Genomic DNA, 16,937 nt, shown 5'->3' on the forward strand with positions numbered 1-16,937 from the left:
TGGTGAGATGGATTCGGTAACAGCAATGCCAGCGAAGAAGATTTCGCCTGCACGCGATGCACAGCTATGGCTGTCAGCATTCGAGGCTAGCGCTTCGCGTGGAGCCTTGCTGTTGCTGGTTGGCATCCGTGATTTGAAACAGGTGAATGACCTGCACGACAGGGAAACGGGTAATGCCGTTATTGCTGAAATCGGAAAAAGGATCGCTGGCTTTGCCCCGTCAATTTCGGACGCGATCCTGACCGCGCGCTTGCCGGGCAGGGAATTTCTGATCATTGCAGGTGCCTGCGGACAAGCTGAGGCGGAGCAGGTAGCACGTCAACTACTGGGGCTACTTGAAGCGCCATTACAGCACCGTGACGGCGAACTGCACATCAGTCCTCGGATAGGAATAGCACTGTCCAGACCCGGCCAGTCCGGTACCCAATTGCTGGCTGCGGCATCGAGTGCGTTATCGGCAGCCTATTCACACAAGGGACGGAAATATCGCTTTGCCGACAGCGTTACCAACTTCGATAGCCAGAGGAATTCTCGTCTGGACAAGGGCCTGCGTCAGGCGCTGATGAAACAGGAAATCGCGATCTATTTCCAGCCCCAGTTTGAGGTTGAAACGGAAAAGTTGGTCGGGGCCGAAGCACTTGCGCGTTGGACCCATCCCGAATTTGGCCAGATTGGTGCTGAGGAATTATTCGCCGCAGCTGACCGTTGTGATCTGCGTGAAGAATTGTCTTATGCGATACAGAAGCAAGCCGTGGGTTATGCTGCGCAATGGCCAGATGCTTTGCATCTTTCGATCAATCTTGGTGCTGAAGAACTTGCCGATGATCATGCTATACGGTTGCTTGCTATTTTGGAAGATTCAGGTTTCCCGTTCAATCGTCTGACAGTCGAGTTGACCGAAGAGAGCATCGTTCGCGACTTCGATCTTGCGCTATCCCAACTTGAGATGTTGCGCGCTAAGGGCATTGGTGTCGCTATCGACGATTTTGGTACAGGCTATTCCAGCCTTGCCTATCTCAAGAGCCTGCCGCTTGATTATCTCAAGATCGACAAAGGCATGACGGCCGACATTGGCGGCAATCCACGCGACCTTATCGTGCTGCGCGCGATCATTGCACTGGGCAAGGCATTGGGTCTACGGATTATTGCCGAGGGTGTTGAGAAAGTCAGCGAACTTGAATTGCTGCGCTCAGAATGCTGCGACTATTTTCAAGGATATTTGCGTTCGCCGCCTTTAACGGCTGAGCAATTTCTTGAATACATACGTCAGTAGAACGGATTACCCGGCTTTGCGGGCCAGACCGGCAAGGCCTTTGGAGAGCTGGAGGCAGCCGTTAAGTTTACTGGCCGGATCGGGCCAATTCCGGTTGATCACCAGCTTGCTGTCCGGCCTGAGCTTCGCCGTGGCACCGAGTCTTTCGACATAAGCGAGAAGGCCTGGCATGTTAGGAGGCCGGTCTTCGTGGAAGCTGACCAGCGCCCCGCGCGGGCCTACTTCGATTTTGGCGACTTGCGCGGCCAGAGCATTCTGCTTGATTTCAATCAGTTTGAGCAGGTTTTGTGTTGGTTCCGGTATCGGGCCAAAACGGTCGGACAATTCGGCAGCAAAGCCTTCAATATCCTGCGCTTCATCCAGATCGTTGAGGCGACGATAAAGGGCCATGCGCACCGAAAGGTCGGGCACATAATCGTCCGGGATCAGGATTGGCGCATCGACGGTAATTTGCGGCGAGAAGCTGTCACGCGGTTTGGCGAGGCCATGCGCTTGAGCGCGAACGGCAACCACCGCTTCTTCGAGCATTGACTGGTAAAGCTCGAACCCGACTTCGCGGATATGTCCGGACTGTTCGTCACCAACCAGATTGCCCGCGCCTCTTATGTCTAGGTCGTGACTGGCCAGCTGGAACCCGGCGCCTAGTGTATCAAGATCACTTAGCACCTTGAGACGCTTTTCAGCCGTTTCGTTGAGCACTCGATCGGCAGGCTGGGTTAAATAAGCATAGGCTCTTGCTTTGGAGCGACCTACGCGCCCGCGAAGCTGGTACAATTGCGCCAGTCCGAAGCGGTCGGCGCGGTGGACGATCAGCGTATTTGCGCTGGGAATGTCGAGGCCACTTTCGATGATCGTGGTCGATAACAGCACATCGTAGCGTTTGTCGTAAAATGCGGTCATCCGCTCTTCAATTTCACCAGCGGCCATCTGCCCATGCGCGGTGACAAATTTCACTTCGGGCACATGGTCACGCAGATACTCTTCGATCTCGGCAAGGTCGGAGATGCGGGGAACGACGAAGAAGCTTTGCCCGCCGCGATAATGCTCACGCAGCAAAGCCTCACGCATCACGACTTCATCCCACGGCATGACATAGGTGCGCACCGCGAGACGGTCCACTGGCGGGGTCTGGATAACCGAAAGTTCGCGCAGGCCAGACATTGCCATCTGCAAGGTACGGGGAATGGGGGTTGCCGTCAGCGTCAGCATATGGACGTCAGTCTTCAACGCCTTGAGTTGTTCCTTATGGTTCACGCCAAAGCGCTGCTCTTCATCGACGATAACCAGGCCAAGTTTCCGGAATTTGATCGATTTTGCGAGAACGGCGTGGGTGCCGATGACTATGTCGACTGAACCGTCGGTCAGACCGTCACGGGTCTTAGTTGCCTCGGCAGACGGAACGAGGCGTGACAGCCGCCCAAGCTTCAACGGCGTATCGGCAAAGCGTTCGACAAAATTGGTATAATGCTGGCGTGCAAGCAGGGTGGTGGGGGCGATGACGGCCACCTGATAGCCGGCCATAGCGGCTGCGAATGCTGCGCGCATGGCTATTTCGGTTTTCCCGAAGCCGACATCGCCGCATACAAGGCGGTCCATTGGTTTGCCGCTCGACAGGTCTTCCAAGACTTCGGCAATGACCCGTTCCTGATCGTCGGTTTCAGCGTAAGGGAAGCGGTCGACAAAGGCGGCATAGCCTGCATCTTCTACCTCGATCAGCGCGCCGGGCCGCAGCGCTCGTTCGGCGGCTGTGCGGATCAGTTCATGCGCTATGGCGGTGATGCGTTCCTTGAGTTTCGCTTTGCGCCGTTGCCACGCCTCACCGCCCAATTTGTCGAGCGTGACTGCCCCGTCCGAATTGCCGTAGCGCGAGAGGACATCGATATTCTCGACCGGAACATAAAGCCGGTCGCCACCTGCATAGGTGAGCGCAACACAATCATGCGGGCTTTGACCTACCGGGATAGAGGCAAGCCCTTCATAGCGGCCTATGCCATGTTCTACATGGACAATCAGGTCGCCAGGCGTGAGCGCTGCCATTTCGGCAAGGAAAGCATCGGCGCTCTTCTTGTTCTTCCGACGGCGGACGAGGCGGTCGCCCAATATGTCCTGTTCGGAGATTAGCGCGACATCTGGCGAGGCAAAGCCGTGGTCGATTGGCAGAACCACCATCGCCGCCGCTTTGCCCGCTGCAACTCCCAATGCGGCCTGCCAGCCATCCGCTTCCACCAATTTGGGCGCGCCATGATCAGACAGCAGGCCCTTGAGGCGCTCGCGCGCGCCTGCGGAGTAGCTTGCTACAATGGCTTTTTGACCAGCGCGGATGCTATCCTTCAGATAGGCGGAAACCGCCTCGTAGACATTATCCTTACGCGCTCGTTCAGGTGCGAAATCGCGGCCTGCTGAAATGCCGAAGTCGATGGTGTTCGCGGCTTCCGGTGCGGCAAAGGGCGTCAGAAGATGGCTGTTATGCGCTTCGAGCAACGCTTCCAGTTCTTCGCTTGCTAAATACAGCTTGTCCGGTGCCAGTGGTCGATAACTGCCGGGACTTGCTGACTGTGCCTTTTCGCGGTTGGCGTGGTAATCGGCAATCGCCTCAAATCGCGCCTCACCGGCCGCTAGTGCCGCTTGATCACGCAGGATCAATGTGTCGCTGTCGAGATGGTCGAGCAAAGTGACCATTCGCTCCTCGAACAAAGGCAGCCAATGGTCCATGCCGGCCAACCGGCGCCCCTCCGATACTGCCTGGTAGAGCGGATCGCCGGTCGCTGTTGTCCCAAACAGGTCACGATATTGCGTGCGGAAACGGCGAACCGCATCCTCGTCCATCAGTGTTTCGACCGCAGGCAAAAGTGCGAACCGGTCGACCGTGCCGATACTCCTCTGGTCTTGCGGAGAGAAGCGGCGGATTGTTTCGACTTCGTCTCCGAAAAAGTCGAGTCGCAGGCCGTCCTCGCTGCCTGCCGGGATCAAGTCGACAAGGCTGCCTCTTATGGCAAACTCACCCGCCTCGGCGACGGTATCGACCCGGAAATAGCCATTGGCCTGCAACAGGTTTGCCAGCTTCTCGCGATTGATCGAAACTCCCGAAGCAAGAATGGCCCCCGTCTGGCGGATACGGAAAGGCGTGAGAACACGTTGAATCATTGCCCCGATGGTGGTCAGCAACACGCGCTTGGATTTGGTCGGGTGTTGCAGCGCGTTGAGTGTCGCCATGCGCTGGCTGGTTATCACCGTCGACGGCGAGGCACGGTCATAGGGCAGGCAGTCCCAGGCCGGGAATTGCAGGATTTCCAGTTCGGGAGCGAAAAAGGGAATCGTGTCTGCCAGTGAACGCATCGCCGCGTCGTCTGGCGCGATATAGAGCGTCGCACTTTTGGCCCCGCGCGCGAGATCAGCGACCAGCAGAGGCGTGAACCCCGCAGGCACCGAGGCCAGTGTCAGCGGGCGATCCGCCTTCAAGATGCGCTGCAGGTCGGTCATTTGCTCAGTCGGCCTTGGTCAGTCCGACAGGTAGCGAAATATAATCGAGCCGCATGAGCAGATCGAGCATCGGACCTTCCCATTTTGCAGGAACGGGCAGGGTACGCATCGCCCAGCCCATGATGTCGACATCCTGTTCCTCAAGCAAAGCTTCGAACCAGGCGAAATCCGCGTCGGACCATAGGGCATGATAATTGTCGAAAAAACCGCCGACAATTGCATCGGCTTCGCGCGTACCACGGTGGTGGGCACGAAAATGCAGTTTGCGAAGATAGGATGCCCGGTCCATGATTTGTCTCGAAGATAGTGGAATGATGGCCAGCGGCCTATATAGTGCCCCTAGTCATGCGGCCCGATATTCTCAATCCGTTATTTGCTGAAGTGGAAACGCTGAAAGGCGTAGGGCCGGGGATTGCGCGCCCATTGGACCGGCTGGGGTTAAAGCGTGTCAAAGACCTGCTGTATCATTTCCCAACCGGATGGACCTATCGCAAGGCAGTCAAAACGGTAGATGTGGCAGATGTAGGCAAGAACATCATCGTTACACTGGTTATAGCGAGCCACCGATCGGGTGGAAGTGCACGAAGCCCGTTACGCATTCATGGTGTGGATGGTGAAGGCAATTATCTTACTTTGACCTTTTTTGGACGAACCCGTTCCTGGGCCAAGAAACAGTTGCCTGTCGGAGAAACGCGCATCGTTTCGGGAAAATTGGAGCGCTATGGTGATGAACTGCAAATCGTGCATCCCGATCATATTTCGTCTGCGGTCGAGGCTAGGCCAGTTGCGCTGATCGAGCCCGTTTATCCGCTGTCCGAGGGGATTACGAGTAATCGTCTCCACGGACTGGTTCAGCAGGGACTGGAGAGATTGCCAGAGCTTTCCGAATGGATTGAACCATCATTGCTCGCTGATCGCAAATGGGCCGGTTGGAGTCAGTCGGTTTCGATCGTCCATCACAAAGATGAAAAATCCGTCCGGGACCGGCTCGCTTATGACGAGTTATTAGCCAATCAATTGGCGATGCGGCTTGTCCGAGCATCGCTCGATCGCCGACGCGGTCCCCAAATCCATGGGGATGGCAGGCTGATATCCCAGTTGCGCCTGCCTTTCGCGCTGACGGGCGCGCAAAGACGGGTGATTGCGGAAATCGAGGGTGACCTGCAGCAGACGCGGCCGATGCTACGCTTGCTGCAAGGCGATGTCGGATCCGGAAAGACGATGGTGGCGCTACATGCTTTGTTGCGTGCGGTTGAGGCCGGAAAACAGGGCGCAATGCTGGCGCCTACGGAAATATTGGCGCGGCAGCATCTGGCGAGCCTACAGGCCTCGCTCGCGGGGTTGCCAGTGAATGTCGCGATCCTGACAGGACGCGAGAAGGGTCGGGTACGTGAATCGGTATTGATGGGGCTCGCGGATGGATCGATAGACATCCTTGTCGGGACACATGCGATTTTTCAGGAAGCCGTGACCTATAAGGCGCTAGCGTTGGCGATTATTGATGAACAGCATCGATTTGGTGTCAGTCAGCGCTTGATGCTGTCGCGCAAAGGGCAGGGTGTCCCGCATTTGCTGGTTATGACAGCGACCCCGATCCCGCGCAGCCTTGCTCTGGCTTGCTATGGAGAAATGGACGTGTCGGCCATCGACGAAATGCCGCCGGGGCGTAGGCCTGTTGAAACGCGTGTAATATCAGAAGAACGCCTGCCCGAACTGATCGATGGTGTTGCGCGACATCTTGCGAGCGGCAAACAGGCGTTCTGGGTGTGTCCGCTGGTTGAGGAAAGCGAACGCAGTGAACTCGCTGCCGCCGAACAACGGGCCGCCATGTTGAGGCAGCGCTTTGGCGATCAGGTTGCCTTGATTCACGGTCGCATGAAGGGACCTGAAAAGGATGCCGTGATGGAAGGCTTTGCCGCTGGCAAAACCCGGCTTTTGGTAGCCACCACCGTCATCGAAGTTGGTGTGGATGTCCCCAATGCCAGCCTGATGATCGTCGAGGCAGCCGATCGTTTCGGCTTGGCGCAGTTGCACCAACTGCGCGGTCGTGTCGGGCGTGGAAGCGAGAAATCGTCTTGCATCCTTGTTCGTTCATCACAGGTGAGCGAAACCGCCAGAGCGCGCCTTGCCTTGATGCGTGAGACCAATGACGGGTTTCGGATTGCCGAAGAAGATCTCAAACTCCGCGGAGCAGGCGAGCTGCTTGGAACGCGGCAATCCGGGGAGAGCCCGTTCCGCGTGGCTACAGACGAGCAGGTTCGGGAGCTAATCGGCGCGGCGTCAGCCGATGCCCGGTTGTTGATTGATCGCGATGGCGGGCTTGACGGACCACGCGGTGCAGCGGCCCGTATAGCGCTATACTTGTTTGAGCGAGATGCCGGATTGGCAACGCTGCGGGGGGGTTAGCGGTTTTTAGGCCCAACAACGTCAATAAGTGCCATGAAATCAGGCAAACGGACAACCCGCTCGAACTGAAATCCAGCTCGGCCGTCGACTGACCAGATCAGATGCGCTTCAATCCGCCCGATTACTGGCAGACGAAGTTCGATGCGATCGCCATGTTCGAACACTTTGTTATTGTCGATCATGAAACCGTGCGCCGAGATATTGGCTATATGCAGTTTCTGCTCGCCATGCTTCTTGCTGTCTGCAAGCACATCATAGCTGGCCCGATGACGGGCTGCCCGACGCATGTCATAATTTTCATCTATAGCCGGTTGTGCCATGTTCAAACTGTCCTGTTTCGACGAGGGTCGCAGGACCGGTGTGACATGCTTTTACGAAAAAATGGTAAAATCTCGTCGCAAGAATTTTTACCCGATTATCCGAAGTCGACCAATCCGTGTTTCTTTTTTCCTGCGGAAACGCGGATCGGCTCCACTGTCTTTGAAATCATTGCATTTTCGTCGGTAACAGCTTCTCCATCAAGACGCGCGCCGCCACCCGAAATCAGTCTGCGCGCCTCCTTTTTCGAAGCAGAAAGGCCCAGTGCAACCATTGCATCGACCAAAGATATGGACGATTCGGTAACTGAAATTGAGGGCAAAGCCTCTCCGCCTGCCCCTTCCTCAAAAGTTTTGCGCGCCGTCTCGGCGGCAGCGACGGCGGCCTCTGCGCCATGAGCCATCTTGGTCGCAGCATCAGCCAAGACCTTCTTCGCCTCGTTTATCTCCGCTCCTTCGAGCCTTTCGAGCCGGCTGATTTCATCAAGATCAATGTCAGTGAACAACCGAAGGAAGCGACCTACATCGGCATCCTGCGTATTGCGCCAAAATTGCCAGTAATCGTAGGCGGGCAATTGATCACCATTCAGCCAGACCGCGCCTTTCGCTGTTTTGCCCATCTTTGCGCCATCGGCGGTGGCGAGCAGCGGTGTCGTAAGGCCATAAACTTCCAACGCATCCATTCGACGCGAAAGTTCGATGCCGTTGACGATGTTGCCCCACTGGTCTGATCCGCCCATTTGCAGGCGGACGCCCATTTCCTGTGCCAAATGACGGAAGTCATAGCCCTGCAGGATCATGTAGTTGAATTCGAGGAACGTCATCGGCTGTTCGCGATCGAGCCGCAGTTTGACCGAATCAAATGACAGCATACGGTTGATGGTGAAATGCGTGCCGACCTTTTGCAGCATTTCGATATAGCCGAGCTTGCCCAGCCAATCATGGTTGTTGACCATGACCGCATCGGTCGGGCCATCGCCAAACTTCAGAAAGCGATCAAAGATGGTTCGTATCGAGGCGATGTTGGCTTCGATCGTTTCGTCGCTCAGCATCTTGCGGCTTTCGTCGCGGCCCGTGGGGTCACCGATCCGCGTAGTTCCGCCACCCATCAATACCACTGGCTTGTGTCCGGTCTGCTGCAAACGGCGCAACATCATGATCTGCACCAGCGATCCGACATGCAAGGACGGGGCAGTTGCATCAAAACCGATATAGGCAGGAACAATCTGCTTGGCCGCAAGCGTATCGAGACCTTCGGCATCGGTTAGCTGGTGGATATAGCCGCGACTATCGAGTAGGCGCAGGAGATCGGATTTATACTGGCTCATGTCGGTCTCTGTTTGAATTTCGGGGCCGCCTAGCATGGAGTTTCGCGCTTGGCCAAGCATTCTATGAAATGTCACCCGGATACACCGGCCAAAACCGTTGATGAGTTTGCTGTCGATGTCGAACGACAGGAAAATGACCGGATCTGGGTTCGCTATCATGTCGAAGCGCCGGTTGATGCGTTGGAATTGGGATTTCCGCGAGAGGCCCAAAGACGCGATGGTCTGTGGCAAACAACATGCTTCGAAGCGTTTGTGATGGAAGCTGACATCCCCGTCTATCTGGAATTCAACTTCGCCCCTTCTAGCGAATGGGCGGCGTACAGTTTTTCGGGTTATCGGGAATCCATGGAGGAGTTGCCGATGCCGATTGCGCCGGAACTAAGCAACGATGCCAGTCAAAGCCACTTTGCGCTGGAAGCGACATTCGAACTACCGCACGCATTTGCAGACATAGATCTATTGTTGGCTATTGCGGCCGTGATTGAAGAACGGGACGGTACCAAATCCTACTGGTCTCTTGCGCATCCGGCAGGCGCACCTGATTTCCATCATCCCGATTGCTTTACATTGCGTCTTCCGGCACGAGCCGAGCCATGATTAAATTCGGTATCGATCGCCTGCTTTCCGAACCCGAACTGCGCCGCGAATTGGCCGGTAAACGCGTTGCGCTGGTTGCACACCCTGCTTCGGTGACTGCGGGGCTCCTGCACTCGCTCGATGCGCTGATCGCGACAGGAGACCTCAATATCTCCGCCGCTTTTGGCCCGCAGCACGGACTGAAGGGCGACAAGCAGGATAATATGGTCGAGTCCGACGACTATACTGATCCAGTTTACAACATTCCGGTGTTCAGCCTGTATGGCGAGGTGCGGCGTCCGACCGGGCAGATGATGTCGACATTCGATGTTGTGCTGGTCGACCTGCAGGATTTGGGCTGCCGCATCTACACCTTCATTACGACGCTGCTGTACATCCTCGAAGAGGCGGCCAAGCATGGCAAAACGGTTTGGGTTCTTGATCGCCCCAATCCTGCCGGTCGCCCTATTGAAGGGTTGACGCTGCGCGGAGGTTGGGAGAGTTTCGTTGGGGCAGGGCCAATCCCGATGCGACACGGCCTGACGTTGGGTGAACTGGGTCATTGGTTCATCGATCATTTCAAGCTGAACGTCGATTATCATGTTGTAGAGATGCAGGGCTATGACCCGAATGAAGGGCCGGGCTTTGGCTGGCCTTCGGATGAGCGTATCTGGATCAATCCCAGCCCCAATGCGGCCAACCTCAACATGGCGCGGGCCTATGCAGGCACGGTGATGCTCGAAGGCGCGACATTGAGCGAAGGCAGAGGGACGACGCGTCCGCTGGAGCTTTTTGGCGCCCCCGATATCGACGCCCGCCTCGTTATGGCGGAAATGGAACGTCTGGCACCGAAATGGCTACGTGGATGCAAGATGCGCGAGATCTGGTTTGAACCGACCTTCCATAAGCATAGCGGAAAAATGTGCCACGGCGTGCACATCCATGGCGAAGGAAGCTTCTACAATCATGAAAGCTTCCAGCCCTGGCGGCTGCAAGCACTGGCCTTCAAGGCCATTCGCCGCCTGTATCCCGATTACCAGTTATGGCGCGGCACCGATTTCAAATATGAATATACCAATGATGTGCTGGCGATTGATGTGATCAATGGCGGGCCATTGCTTCGCGAGTGGGTCGATGATGCAGCAGCCATGCCTTCGGACCTTGACGTCTACGCAAAGGCAGACGAAGACAGTTGGGGAGAGGAGAGGCAACGCTATCTCCTGTATTGAGGAGAGAGATGTTGACGACAGAGCCCGCAAAGGCTGAACTGCCGAAATCGCCCAATTCATTGCGTTTGACTCTTTGGGTTTTGCTGATCGTCTACATCTTCAATTTTCTGGACCGCCAGATCGTCAATATTCTCGCCGAGCCGATCAGCCGCGATCTGGGGCTCAGCGATACGCAAATCGGCCTGATGACAGGTATAGCCTTTGCCGCTTTCTACACTTTCCTTGGCATTCCGATTGCCCGCTTTGCAGATCGGCCTAAAACCAACCGTGTCGGACTGATATCGGTTTCGCTGATCATCTGGTCAGGGATGACGGCATTGTGCGGGATGGCGCAAAATTTCGTTCAACTATTGCTGGCGCGTATCGGTGTTGGTGTCGGAGAAGCAGGGTGCACGCCTGCAGCGCACTCGTTGATTGCAGATCTCGCACCGCCCGAGAAACGCGCATCGGCCATTTCCTTCTACTCGCTCGGTATTCCGATAGGATCATTGCTTGGAATGGTGATCGGCGGAATGATTGCCGACGCCTATGGCTGGCGTGCGGCCTTTCTGGTTGCCGGTCTTCCAGGAATCGCACTGGCCGCTATTGTGTTTTTTGTTCTGCGCGATCCGCGCATGTCTGCACATCTCAAGGCTGCGGAGCCCAAGCCAGCGATTTCGACAGCCGAGGCCTTCAAGGAAATATTGGCTTCCCGTGCATTTATCATGCTGGCGATCGGCGGCGCAATGGCCGCTTTTCTGAGCTACGGCAAAGCAACCTGGACGACCATTTTCTTCCAACGGACGCATGAGCTTTCACCGGGAGAGGTCGGCTTCTGGTTCGGTATTGGCGGGGGTATTGCGGGCATAATCGGAACCTTTGCCGGGGGCTGGTTCGCGGACAAATATGGCAAGGTGAACCGTCGGCATGTGTTGACTGCACCTGCCATCGGCATGCTCTTGGCTATCCCCATTGCGATCAGTGCCTATTGGGTTGAGAATTGGTGGTACGCGCTCATTTTGATTATGACGCCGACTTTCCTGAACTCCATGTATGTCGGCCCTGCCTATAGCTGCGCACAGGGTCTTGTGCCGCTCCGCGCCCGCGCGATGGCGTCTGCCGTTTTGCTGTTCGCACAAAATCTGATCGGATTGGGCCTGGGGCCGCTATTCTTTGGAATGCTGTCGGACGGCATCAAACCGATGGCGGGTGACGAAAGCGTGCGCTGGGTGCTTTACGGCGCGGCGCTGCTCGGGCTCATTCCCTCCTTTTTCTTTTGGAGGGCGAGCCTGCATCTGAACAAGGAACTAGACCAGAAAGGCTGAGTTTGGCTCAGCCGTTCTTGCGGACTAGTTCGCGCATGGCATCGTCCAGCCCTTCAAGGGTGAGCGGGTACATGCGGTCCTTCACCAATTCCTTGATGATCTTGGTCGACTGCGAATAATTCCAGTGCGCTTCGGGAGTCGGGTTCAGCCAAACCGTTGCCGGATAGGTGTTGACCATACGCTGGAGCCAGACCGCGCCAGCCTCTTCGTTGAAATGTTCAACCGAGCCGCCGGGGTGCGAAATTTCATAAGGGCTCATCGCCGCATCGCCGACGAATATCAGCTTATAGTCGTGCGGGAATTTGTGGAGCACTTCCCACAGAGGCGTGCGCTCGGCAAAGCGGCGGCGATTATCCTTCCACACGCCTTCGTAGACGCAGTTGTGGAAGTAGTAGAATTCAAGGTTTTTGAATTCCGCCGTCGCCGCGCTGAACAGTTCTTCGCATAACTTGACGAACGGATCCATCGACCCGCCTACATCGAGGAACAGCAGTACCTTGATGGCATTGCGACGTTCGGCGCGCATTTGAATGTCCAGCCAGCCCTGCCGCGCGGTGCCATTGATGGTGCCGTCGATATCAAGCTCATCCTGCGCACCTTCACGTGCAAACTTGCGCAGGCGGCGCATCGCAATCTTGATGTTGCGAGTGCCGAGTTCCTTTGTGTTGTCCAGATTCTGGAATTCGCGCTTTTCCCAAACTTTCAATGCGCGCTTATGCTTGGATTCGCCGCCTATGCGCACACCTTCGGGGTTGTAGCCATTGTTTCCGAATGGCGATGTTCCGCCTGTGCCGATCCACTTGTTTCCGCCCTCGTGGCGTTTTTGCTGCTCTTCCAGACGCTTTTTCAACGTCTCCATGATCTCGTCCCACGTGCCGAGAGATTTTATCTTTTCCATCTCTTCAGGAGTGAGGAATTTTTCAGCAACCGCCTTTAGCCAGTCTTCGGGTATTTCTGCGGAGTTGGTGCCATATTCCGAGAGGATTCCCTTGAATACCTTGTTGAAAACCTGGTCGAACCGGTCGAGTTGGGCCTCGTCTTTCACCAGTATCGCGCGCGACAGGTAATAAAACTCCTCGGGGCTCTGCTCAATAACATCGGCATCAAGCGCCTCAAGCAGCGCCAGATGTTCCTTCAGAGAAGCCGGGATGCCGGCGGAGCGGAGCTCGTCTAGGAAATTGAAGAACATGTGTCTGCTTCCGGTTAATCAGCCAATTAAGAAATTCATGGCCCCAGCGACTGCATTCGTCAACCGAATTGGCATTGCGCGTTTTAACCACTCGCTAAGCATTCCGGTTTACCATGTTTGCAAGCTGATAAAGGGCTCGCAACAAAATGGAAAACTTGGCTTTGCAGACCAATAAATGGATTGATGACACCGCAAAAATTTGTGGTGAAGTTGCGGTCGATTGTTCGGATACTGCAGGAACCCTTGAGCAGGCCAAAGAAGCTGCCGAGGAATTGCGTCGCGAGCACGGTTTGCTCGAAGCGATAACCGACAAATTGACGCACGAAATCGAGAATGTAGCCCATGCTACGGAAGAGGCCAAAGAGCTCTCCGATGCAGCCCGCGAAAAGCTGGAGGCGAGCCATACGACCATCGAAAATTCTATGGCGGGCTTCTCTGACATGATTGGCCTGATAAACCGTTTGGGGAATCATATTGCCGGATTTGCTGCCGCGATGGAGCAGGTGAAGCGTGCATCGCAGGCGATCGACAACATCGCCCGGACTACCAATATGCTCGCACTCAACGCGGCGATCGAAGCGCAAAAGGCGGGTGAGGCAGGGCAGACTTTCGCGGTCGTCGCTGCAGAAGTCAAAAAGCTCGCTCTAGATTCGCGAACTGCGGCTGTAGAAATCACAGGTACCGTCAATTCATTGGCGGCCGAAGCCGAGAAGTTAGCTGTAGAGATCGGAACCGGCATAGAAGGCAGCGGTGAGGCGCAAGCCCAATTTGCCAATATGGAAGATTTGCTGGGCGGTTTGACGCAAATTGTGGGCCAAGTGGACGATCGCACCAGCGAAATCGCAGTCAATACGGCTGCCATCAATCAAGGACTCGCCGAATCACGCAATGTCCGCGTTGCGGTCTCGCAGGCGAACGATCAGATGCATGATCGGTTGCAGGTAGCGCACAAGGAGCTTTCCGAACTTGAACTGCGTGCAAACACCATGTTCGACAAGATTGTTCACAGCGGCATGTCAAAAGATGACAGCGTTTTCGTCGAACTCGCGCTCGAAAAAAACCGTGATGTCGTAGCATTGACCGAAGCTGCAATCGAAGCTGGCGATTTGACGATTGACGAGCTGTTTGACGAGAATCTGGTTCTCATAGCTGGCAGCAATCCGCCCCGCTTCACTTCAAAGTTGACGGCTTGGGCAGACAAGAACTGGCGACCGTTTTACGACCGAACCAAAGCATTACGCCCAGAAATCCTGACGGTAGTCTGCACCAGTCGCAACGGCTTCCTCCCGACCCATTTAAGTGAATTCTCGCGGGCACCAACTGGCGACCTGTCCCACGACACCCGATATTGCCGTAACGGACGTGTGTTCAACGATGAAGGCATCGATCTGATCGCGAAAGCCAGCGAGCAAGACTATATGATGGCAGTCTATCGGCACACCGGTGCATCATCGCAAGGCGGAAATCGCGATTCGGCAGTTGTACGGAATGTCTATGTCCCGCTGCGCTTCAAAGGACGCCGCTGGGGTGATCTAGAGATTGCGTATATCCTCTAGGATCAATTTCCTTGGCGGCGCGCCATGAACGCAAGCCGCTCGAACAGCATCACGTCCTGCTCGTTCTTGAGCAACGCGCCGTGCAATGGCGGAATTGCCTTGGTCGGATCGCGATTCTGCAAAACGTCCAGCGGCATGTCTTCATGTAGAAGCAGTTTGAGCCAGTCGAGCAGTTCGCTGGTTGAGGGTTTCTTTTTCAATCCCGGTACTTCGCGGATATCATAGAAAATATCCATGGCCTTCGATACCAGCACTTTCTGGATTCCAGGGAAGTGGACATCGATAATTGCCTGCATCGTCTCGCGGTCGGGGAATTTGATATAGTGGAAGAAACAGCGACGCAGGAAGGCGTCAGGCAGTTCCTTTTCGTTGTTTGACGTAATTATGACTATTGGGCGCTCGACTGCCTTGATGGTTTCATGGGTTTCATAAACATAGAATTCCATGCGATCGAGTTCCTGCAACAAGTCGTTCGGGAACTCGATGTCAGCTTTGTCGATCTCGTCTATCAACAGGACTGGGAGCTTCTCTGAAGTGAAGGCTTCCCAAAGTTTGCCACGTTTGATGTAGTTGCGGATGTCGTGAACGCGCTCGTCGCCCAACTGGCTGTCGCGCAAGCGCGCGACGGCGTCATATTCATAAAGGCCCTGATGTGCCTTGGTGGTCGATTTGATGTTCCACTCGATCAGCGGCGCATCCATGGCTTTGGCTATTTCCTGTGCCAGCACGGTTTTGCCGGTGCCGGGCTCCCCTTTGACGAGAAGCGGGCGCCGTAGCTTCACCGCTGCATTCACGGCAACTTTCAGATCGTCGGTTGCGACATAATTTTGCGTGCCGTCAAAGCGCATCTATCTTCCCCGGTTTAATCATCCGATTAACCGTTAAGCAGCGACAGGCTGCAATGCAACAGACTTTGTGATGGATTGGGGATTTATTCGCTGAGAAGCGCGTGGTGGCGTGCAGCAATTACGTGCCAAAGGCCGCGTTGCTGTGCCAGCATCTGGTCACGACCAAATGTCATTGCGCGCTGAATCGCCGCACTCCGGGCGAGTTTGCTGGCAAGGTCTGCGGTTGCATCCCGGCTTGGAAGCAGGCAGGCGGGTGCTTCAATGCCCAATCGCATCGCTACATAATCGAGCAATGGACGGCTGCGTTGCCAGTCCAGCACAAATGCCATTGCGGCACCTGCCGGGCAACCATTGCGATCCGAGGTCGCCAACATTTCCATGCTGCGGCCCTGATTCTCGATAAGACCGTTTACGCGATCCTGGCCTATCTGACGGTGGATTGGACCAGCCGCTACTGTCAGGCGATTCAGGAATACACGTTCCAGAGCAAATGCGTCGATGGCTTGAACAAGCCATTCGCGGGCTTCCTGTTCGACTATTTTCTGTCCGGCAAAGTCGATTACGCCCGGATGACGGCCGAAACAAACATTCATGAAGTGCGCGATGTCGGCTTTAAGCGCCGGTCGACACAATTTGACCTGCGAGCGCAGTTCAATGCCAATATCGCTTTTCTCCAGAAATGCGATCAAGGGCGCAACGATCGGATCGCAACCTTGCGCAGCTACGCTGTCGACAAATTGCCGCCCGAAATCCAGTTGATTGCTGGCTGTCAGTCCCATTCCGCACTCCGGCTTGCGCTGACTGGTTCAGACAGCACTACAAGTCGGAAATATCAGCAAAAGCTAAACGGGAAGTTTACGGCCCGATGAAGCGATTACTGGTCGAGGAACGAACGCATCTTGCGCGAACGCGACGGATGTTTGAGCTTCCGCAACGCTTTTGCTTCGATCTGACGGATACGTTCGCGGGTCACCGAGAATTGCTGGCCGACCTCTTCCAAGGTGTGGTCCGTATTCATCCCGATACCAAAGCGCATACGCAGCACGCGTTCCTCACGCGGAGTGAGGCTGGCAAGGACGCGGGTGACCGTTTCCTTCAGGTTTGCCTGAATCGCCGCATCGACGGGAATGATCGCATTCTTGTCCTCGATGAAATCGCCGAGATGCGAGTCCTCCTCGTCGCCAATCGGCGTTTCGAGACTGATCGGTTCCTTGGCGATTTTCATCACCTTGCGAACTTTTTCGAGCGGCATTGAGAGGCGCTCGGCCATTTCTTCCGGAGTCGGCTCGCGGCCTTGCTCGTGCAGGAACTGACGGCTGCAACGGACCAGTTTGTTGATCGTTTCGATCATGTGCACCGGAATACGGATGGTGCGTGCCTGATCAGCGATCGAGCGAGTGATCGCCTGCCTGATCCACCAGGTCGCATAGG

General features: G+C 55.6%; 14 protein-coding genes. 6 read left to right on the top strand and 8 right to left on the bottom strand.

Going from position 1 to position 16,937, the window contains the following annotated elements; translation table 11 throughout:
* Positions 1-7 precede the first annotated feature (7 nt).
* Positions 8-1,273 (top strand): GGDEF domain-containing phosphodiesterase, encoded by a 1,266-nt coding sequence (locus tag PKC81_RS10715; protein ID WP_324335912.1) that lies wholly within the window; start codon positions 8-10, stop codon positions 1,271-1,273.
* 6 nt (positions 1,274-1,279) lie between these two features.
* Here the strand turns inward: PKC81_RS10715 and mfd are convergent, their stop codons facing one another.
* Complete coding sequence (gene mfd, locus PKC81_RS10720; protein WP_324335914.1) at positions 1,280-4,753, bottom strand: transcription-repair coupling factor; 3,474 nt, start codon at positions 4,751-4,753, stop codon at positions 1,280-1,282.
* Between the two features lie 4 nt (positions 4,754-4,757).
* The gene (locus PKC81_RS10725; protein WP_324335916.1) at positions 4,758-5,042 is read right to left on the bottom strand and encodes a succinate dehydrogenase assembly factor 2; all 285 of its coding nucleotides are present in this window, start codon (positions 5,040-5,042) and stop codon (positions 4,758-4,760) included.
* Positions 5,043-5,098: 56 nt separating this feature from the next.
* On the opposite strand from PKC81_RS10725, the gene recG reads away from it, so the two are divergent.
* Positions 5,099-7,159, top strand: coding sequence for an ATP-dependent DNA helicase RecG (gene recG / locus PKC81_RS10730; RefSeq protein WP_324335918.1), 2,061 nt, complete (start codon positions 5,099-5,101; stop codon positions 7,157-7,159).
* On the opposite strand, the gene PKC81_RS10735 is transcribed toward recG, so the two are convergent.
* Both PKC81_RS10735 and tyrS read right to left on the bottom strand, forming a co-directional pair.
* Positions 7,156-7,479 carry a PilZ domain-containing protein gene (locus tag PKC81_RS10735; protein WP_298603391.1) on the bottom strand — a complete coding sequence of 108 codons (324 nt, stop codon included), beginning with the start codon at positions 7,477-7,479 and terminating at the stop codon, positions 7,156-7,158. The two genes, recG and PKC81_RS10735, sit on opposite strands and share 4 nt — an antisense overlap.
* A 95-nt stretch (positions 7,480-7,574) precedes the next feature.
* A complete protein-coding gene (gene tyrS / locus PKC81_RS10740) occupies positions 7,575-8,804 on the bottom strand; it encodes a tyrosine--tRNA ligase (protein ID WP_324335920.1) in 1,230 nt (409 codons plus the stop codon).
* Between the two features lie 48 nt (positions 8,805-8,852).
* Here tyrS and PKC81_RS10745 point away from each other — a divergent pair, with 48 nt between their 5' ends.
* Genes PKC81_RS10745 through PKC81_RS10755 form a run of 3 tightly spaced genes read left to right on the top strand, consistent with a single transcriptional unit; the run spans position 8,853 to position 11,913 of the window.
* The gene (locus PKC81_RS10745; RefSeq protein ID WP_324335922.1) at positions 8,853-9,401 is read left to right on the top strand and encodes a DOMON-like domain-containing protein; all 549 of its coding nucleotides are present in this window, start codon (positions 8,853-8,855) and stop codon (positions 9,399-9,401) included.
* Positions 9,401-10,609, top strand: coding sequence for a DUF1343 domain-containing protein (locus tag PKC81_RS10750; RefSeq protein ID WP_324335938.1), 1,209 nt, complete (start codon positions 9,401-9,403; stop codon positions 10,607-10,609). The genes PKC81_RS10745 and PKC81_RS10750 overlap by 1 nt, the downstream gene beginning before the upstream one ends.
* Before the next feature lie 8 nt (positions 10,610-10,617).
* Positions 10,618-11,913, top strand: coding sequence for an MFS transporter (locus PKC81_RS10755; RefSeq protein ID WP_324335924.1), 1,296 nt, complete (start codon positions 10,618-10,620; stop codon positions 11,911-11,913).
* A 7-nt stretch (positions 11,914-11,920) separates the two neighbouring features.
* Here the strand turns inward: PKC81_RS10755 and PKC81_RS10760 are convergent, their stop codons facing one another.
* Complete coding sequence (locus PKC81_RS10760) at positions 11,921-13,102, bottom strand: VWA domain-containing protein (RefSeq protein ID WP_324335926.1); 1,182 nt, start codon at positions 13,100-13,102, stop codon at positions 11,921-11,923.
* A 146-nt stretch (positions 13,103-13,248) separates the two neighbouring features.
* Between PKC81_RS10760 and PKC81_RS10765 the strand changes: the two genes are divergently transcribed.
* Positions 13,249-14,658, top strand: coding sequence for a methyl-accepting chemotaxis protein (locus tag PKC81_RS10765; protein WP_324335929.1), 1,410 nt, complete (start codon positions 13,249-13,251; stop codon positions 14,656-14,658).
* Positions 14,659-14,660: 2 nt separating this feature from the next.
* Here the strand turns inward: PKC81_RS10765 and PKC81_RS10770 are convergent, their stop codons facing one another.
* The 3 genes from PKC81_RS10770 to PKC81_RS10780 all read right to left on the bottom strand — a co-directional run.
* The gene (locus tag PKC81_RS10770) at positions 14,661-15,506 is read right to left on the bottom strand and encodes a MoxR family ATPase (RefSeq protein WP_298602304.1); all 846 of its coding nucleotides are present in this window, start codon (positions 15,504-15,506) and stop codon (positions 14,661-14,663) included.
* A gap of 83 nt (positions 15,507-15,589) precedes the next feature.
* A complete protein-coding gene (locus tag PKC81_RS10775; protein ID WP_324335932.1) occupies positions 15,590-16,285 on the bottom strand; it encodes a hypothetical protein in 696 nt (231 codons plus the stop codon).
* A 95-nt stretch (positions 16,286-16,380) separates the two neighbouring features.
* On the bottom strand, positions 16,381-16,937 hold a 557-nt coding region (locus PKC81_RS10780; RefSeq protein ID WP_324335934.1), incomplete at its 5' end, for a sigma-70 family RNA polymerase sigma factor.

It is taken from the genome of Sphingorhabdus sp., from assembly GCF_035329025.1.
Lineage (GTDB): Bacteria > Pseudomonadota > Alphaproteobacteria > Sphingomonadales > Sphingomonadaceae > Sphingorhabdus_B.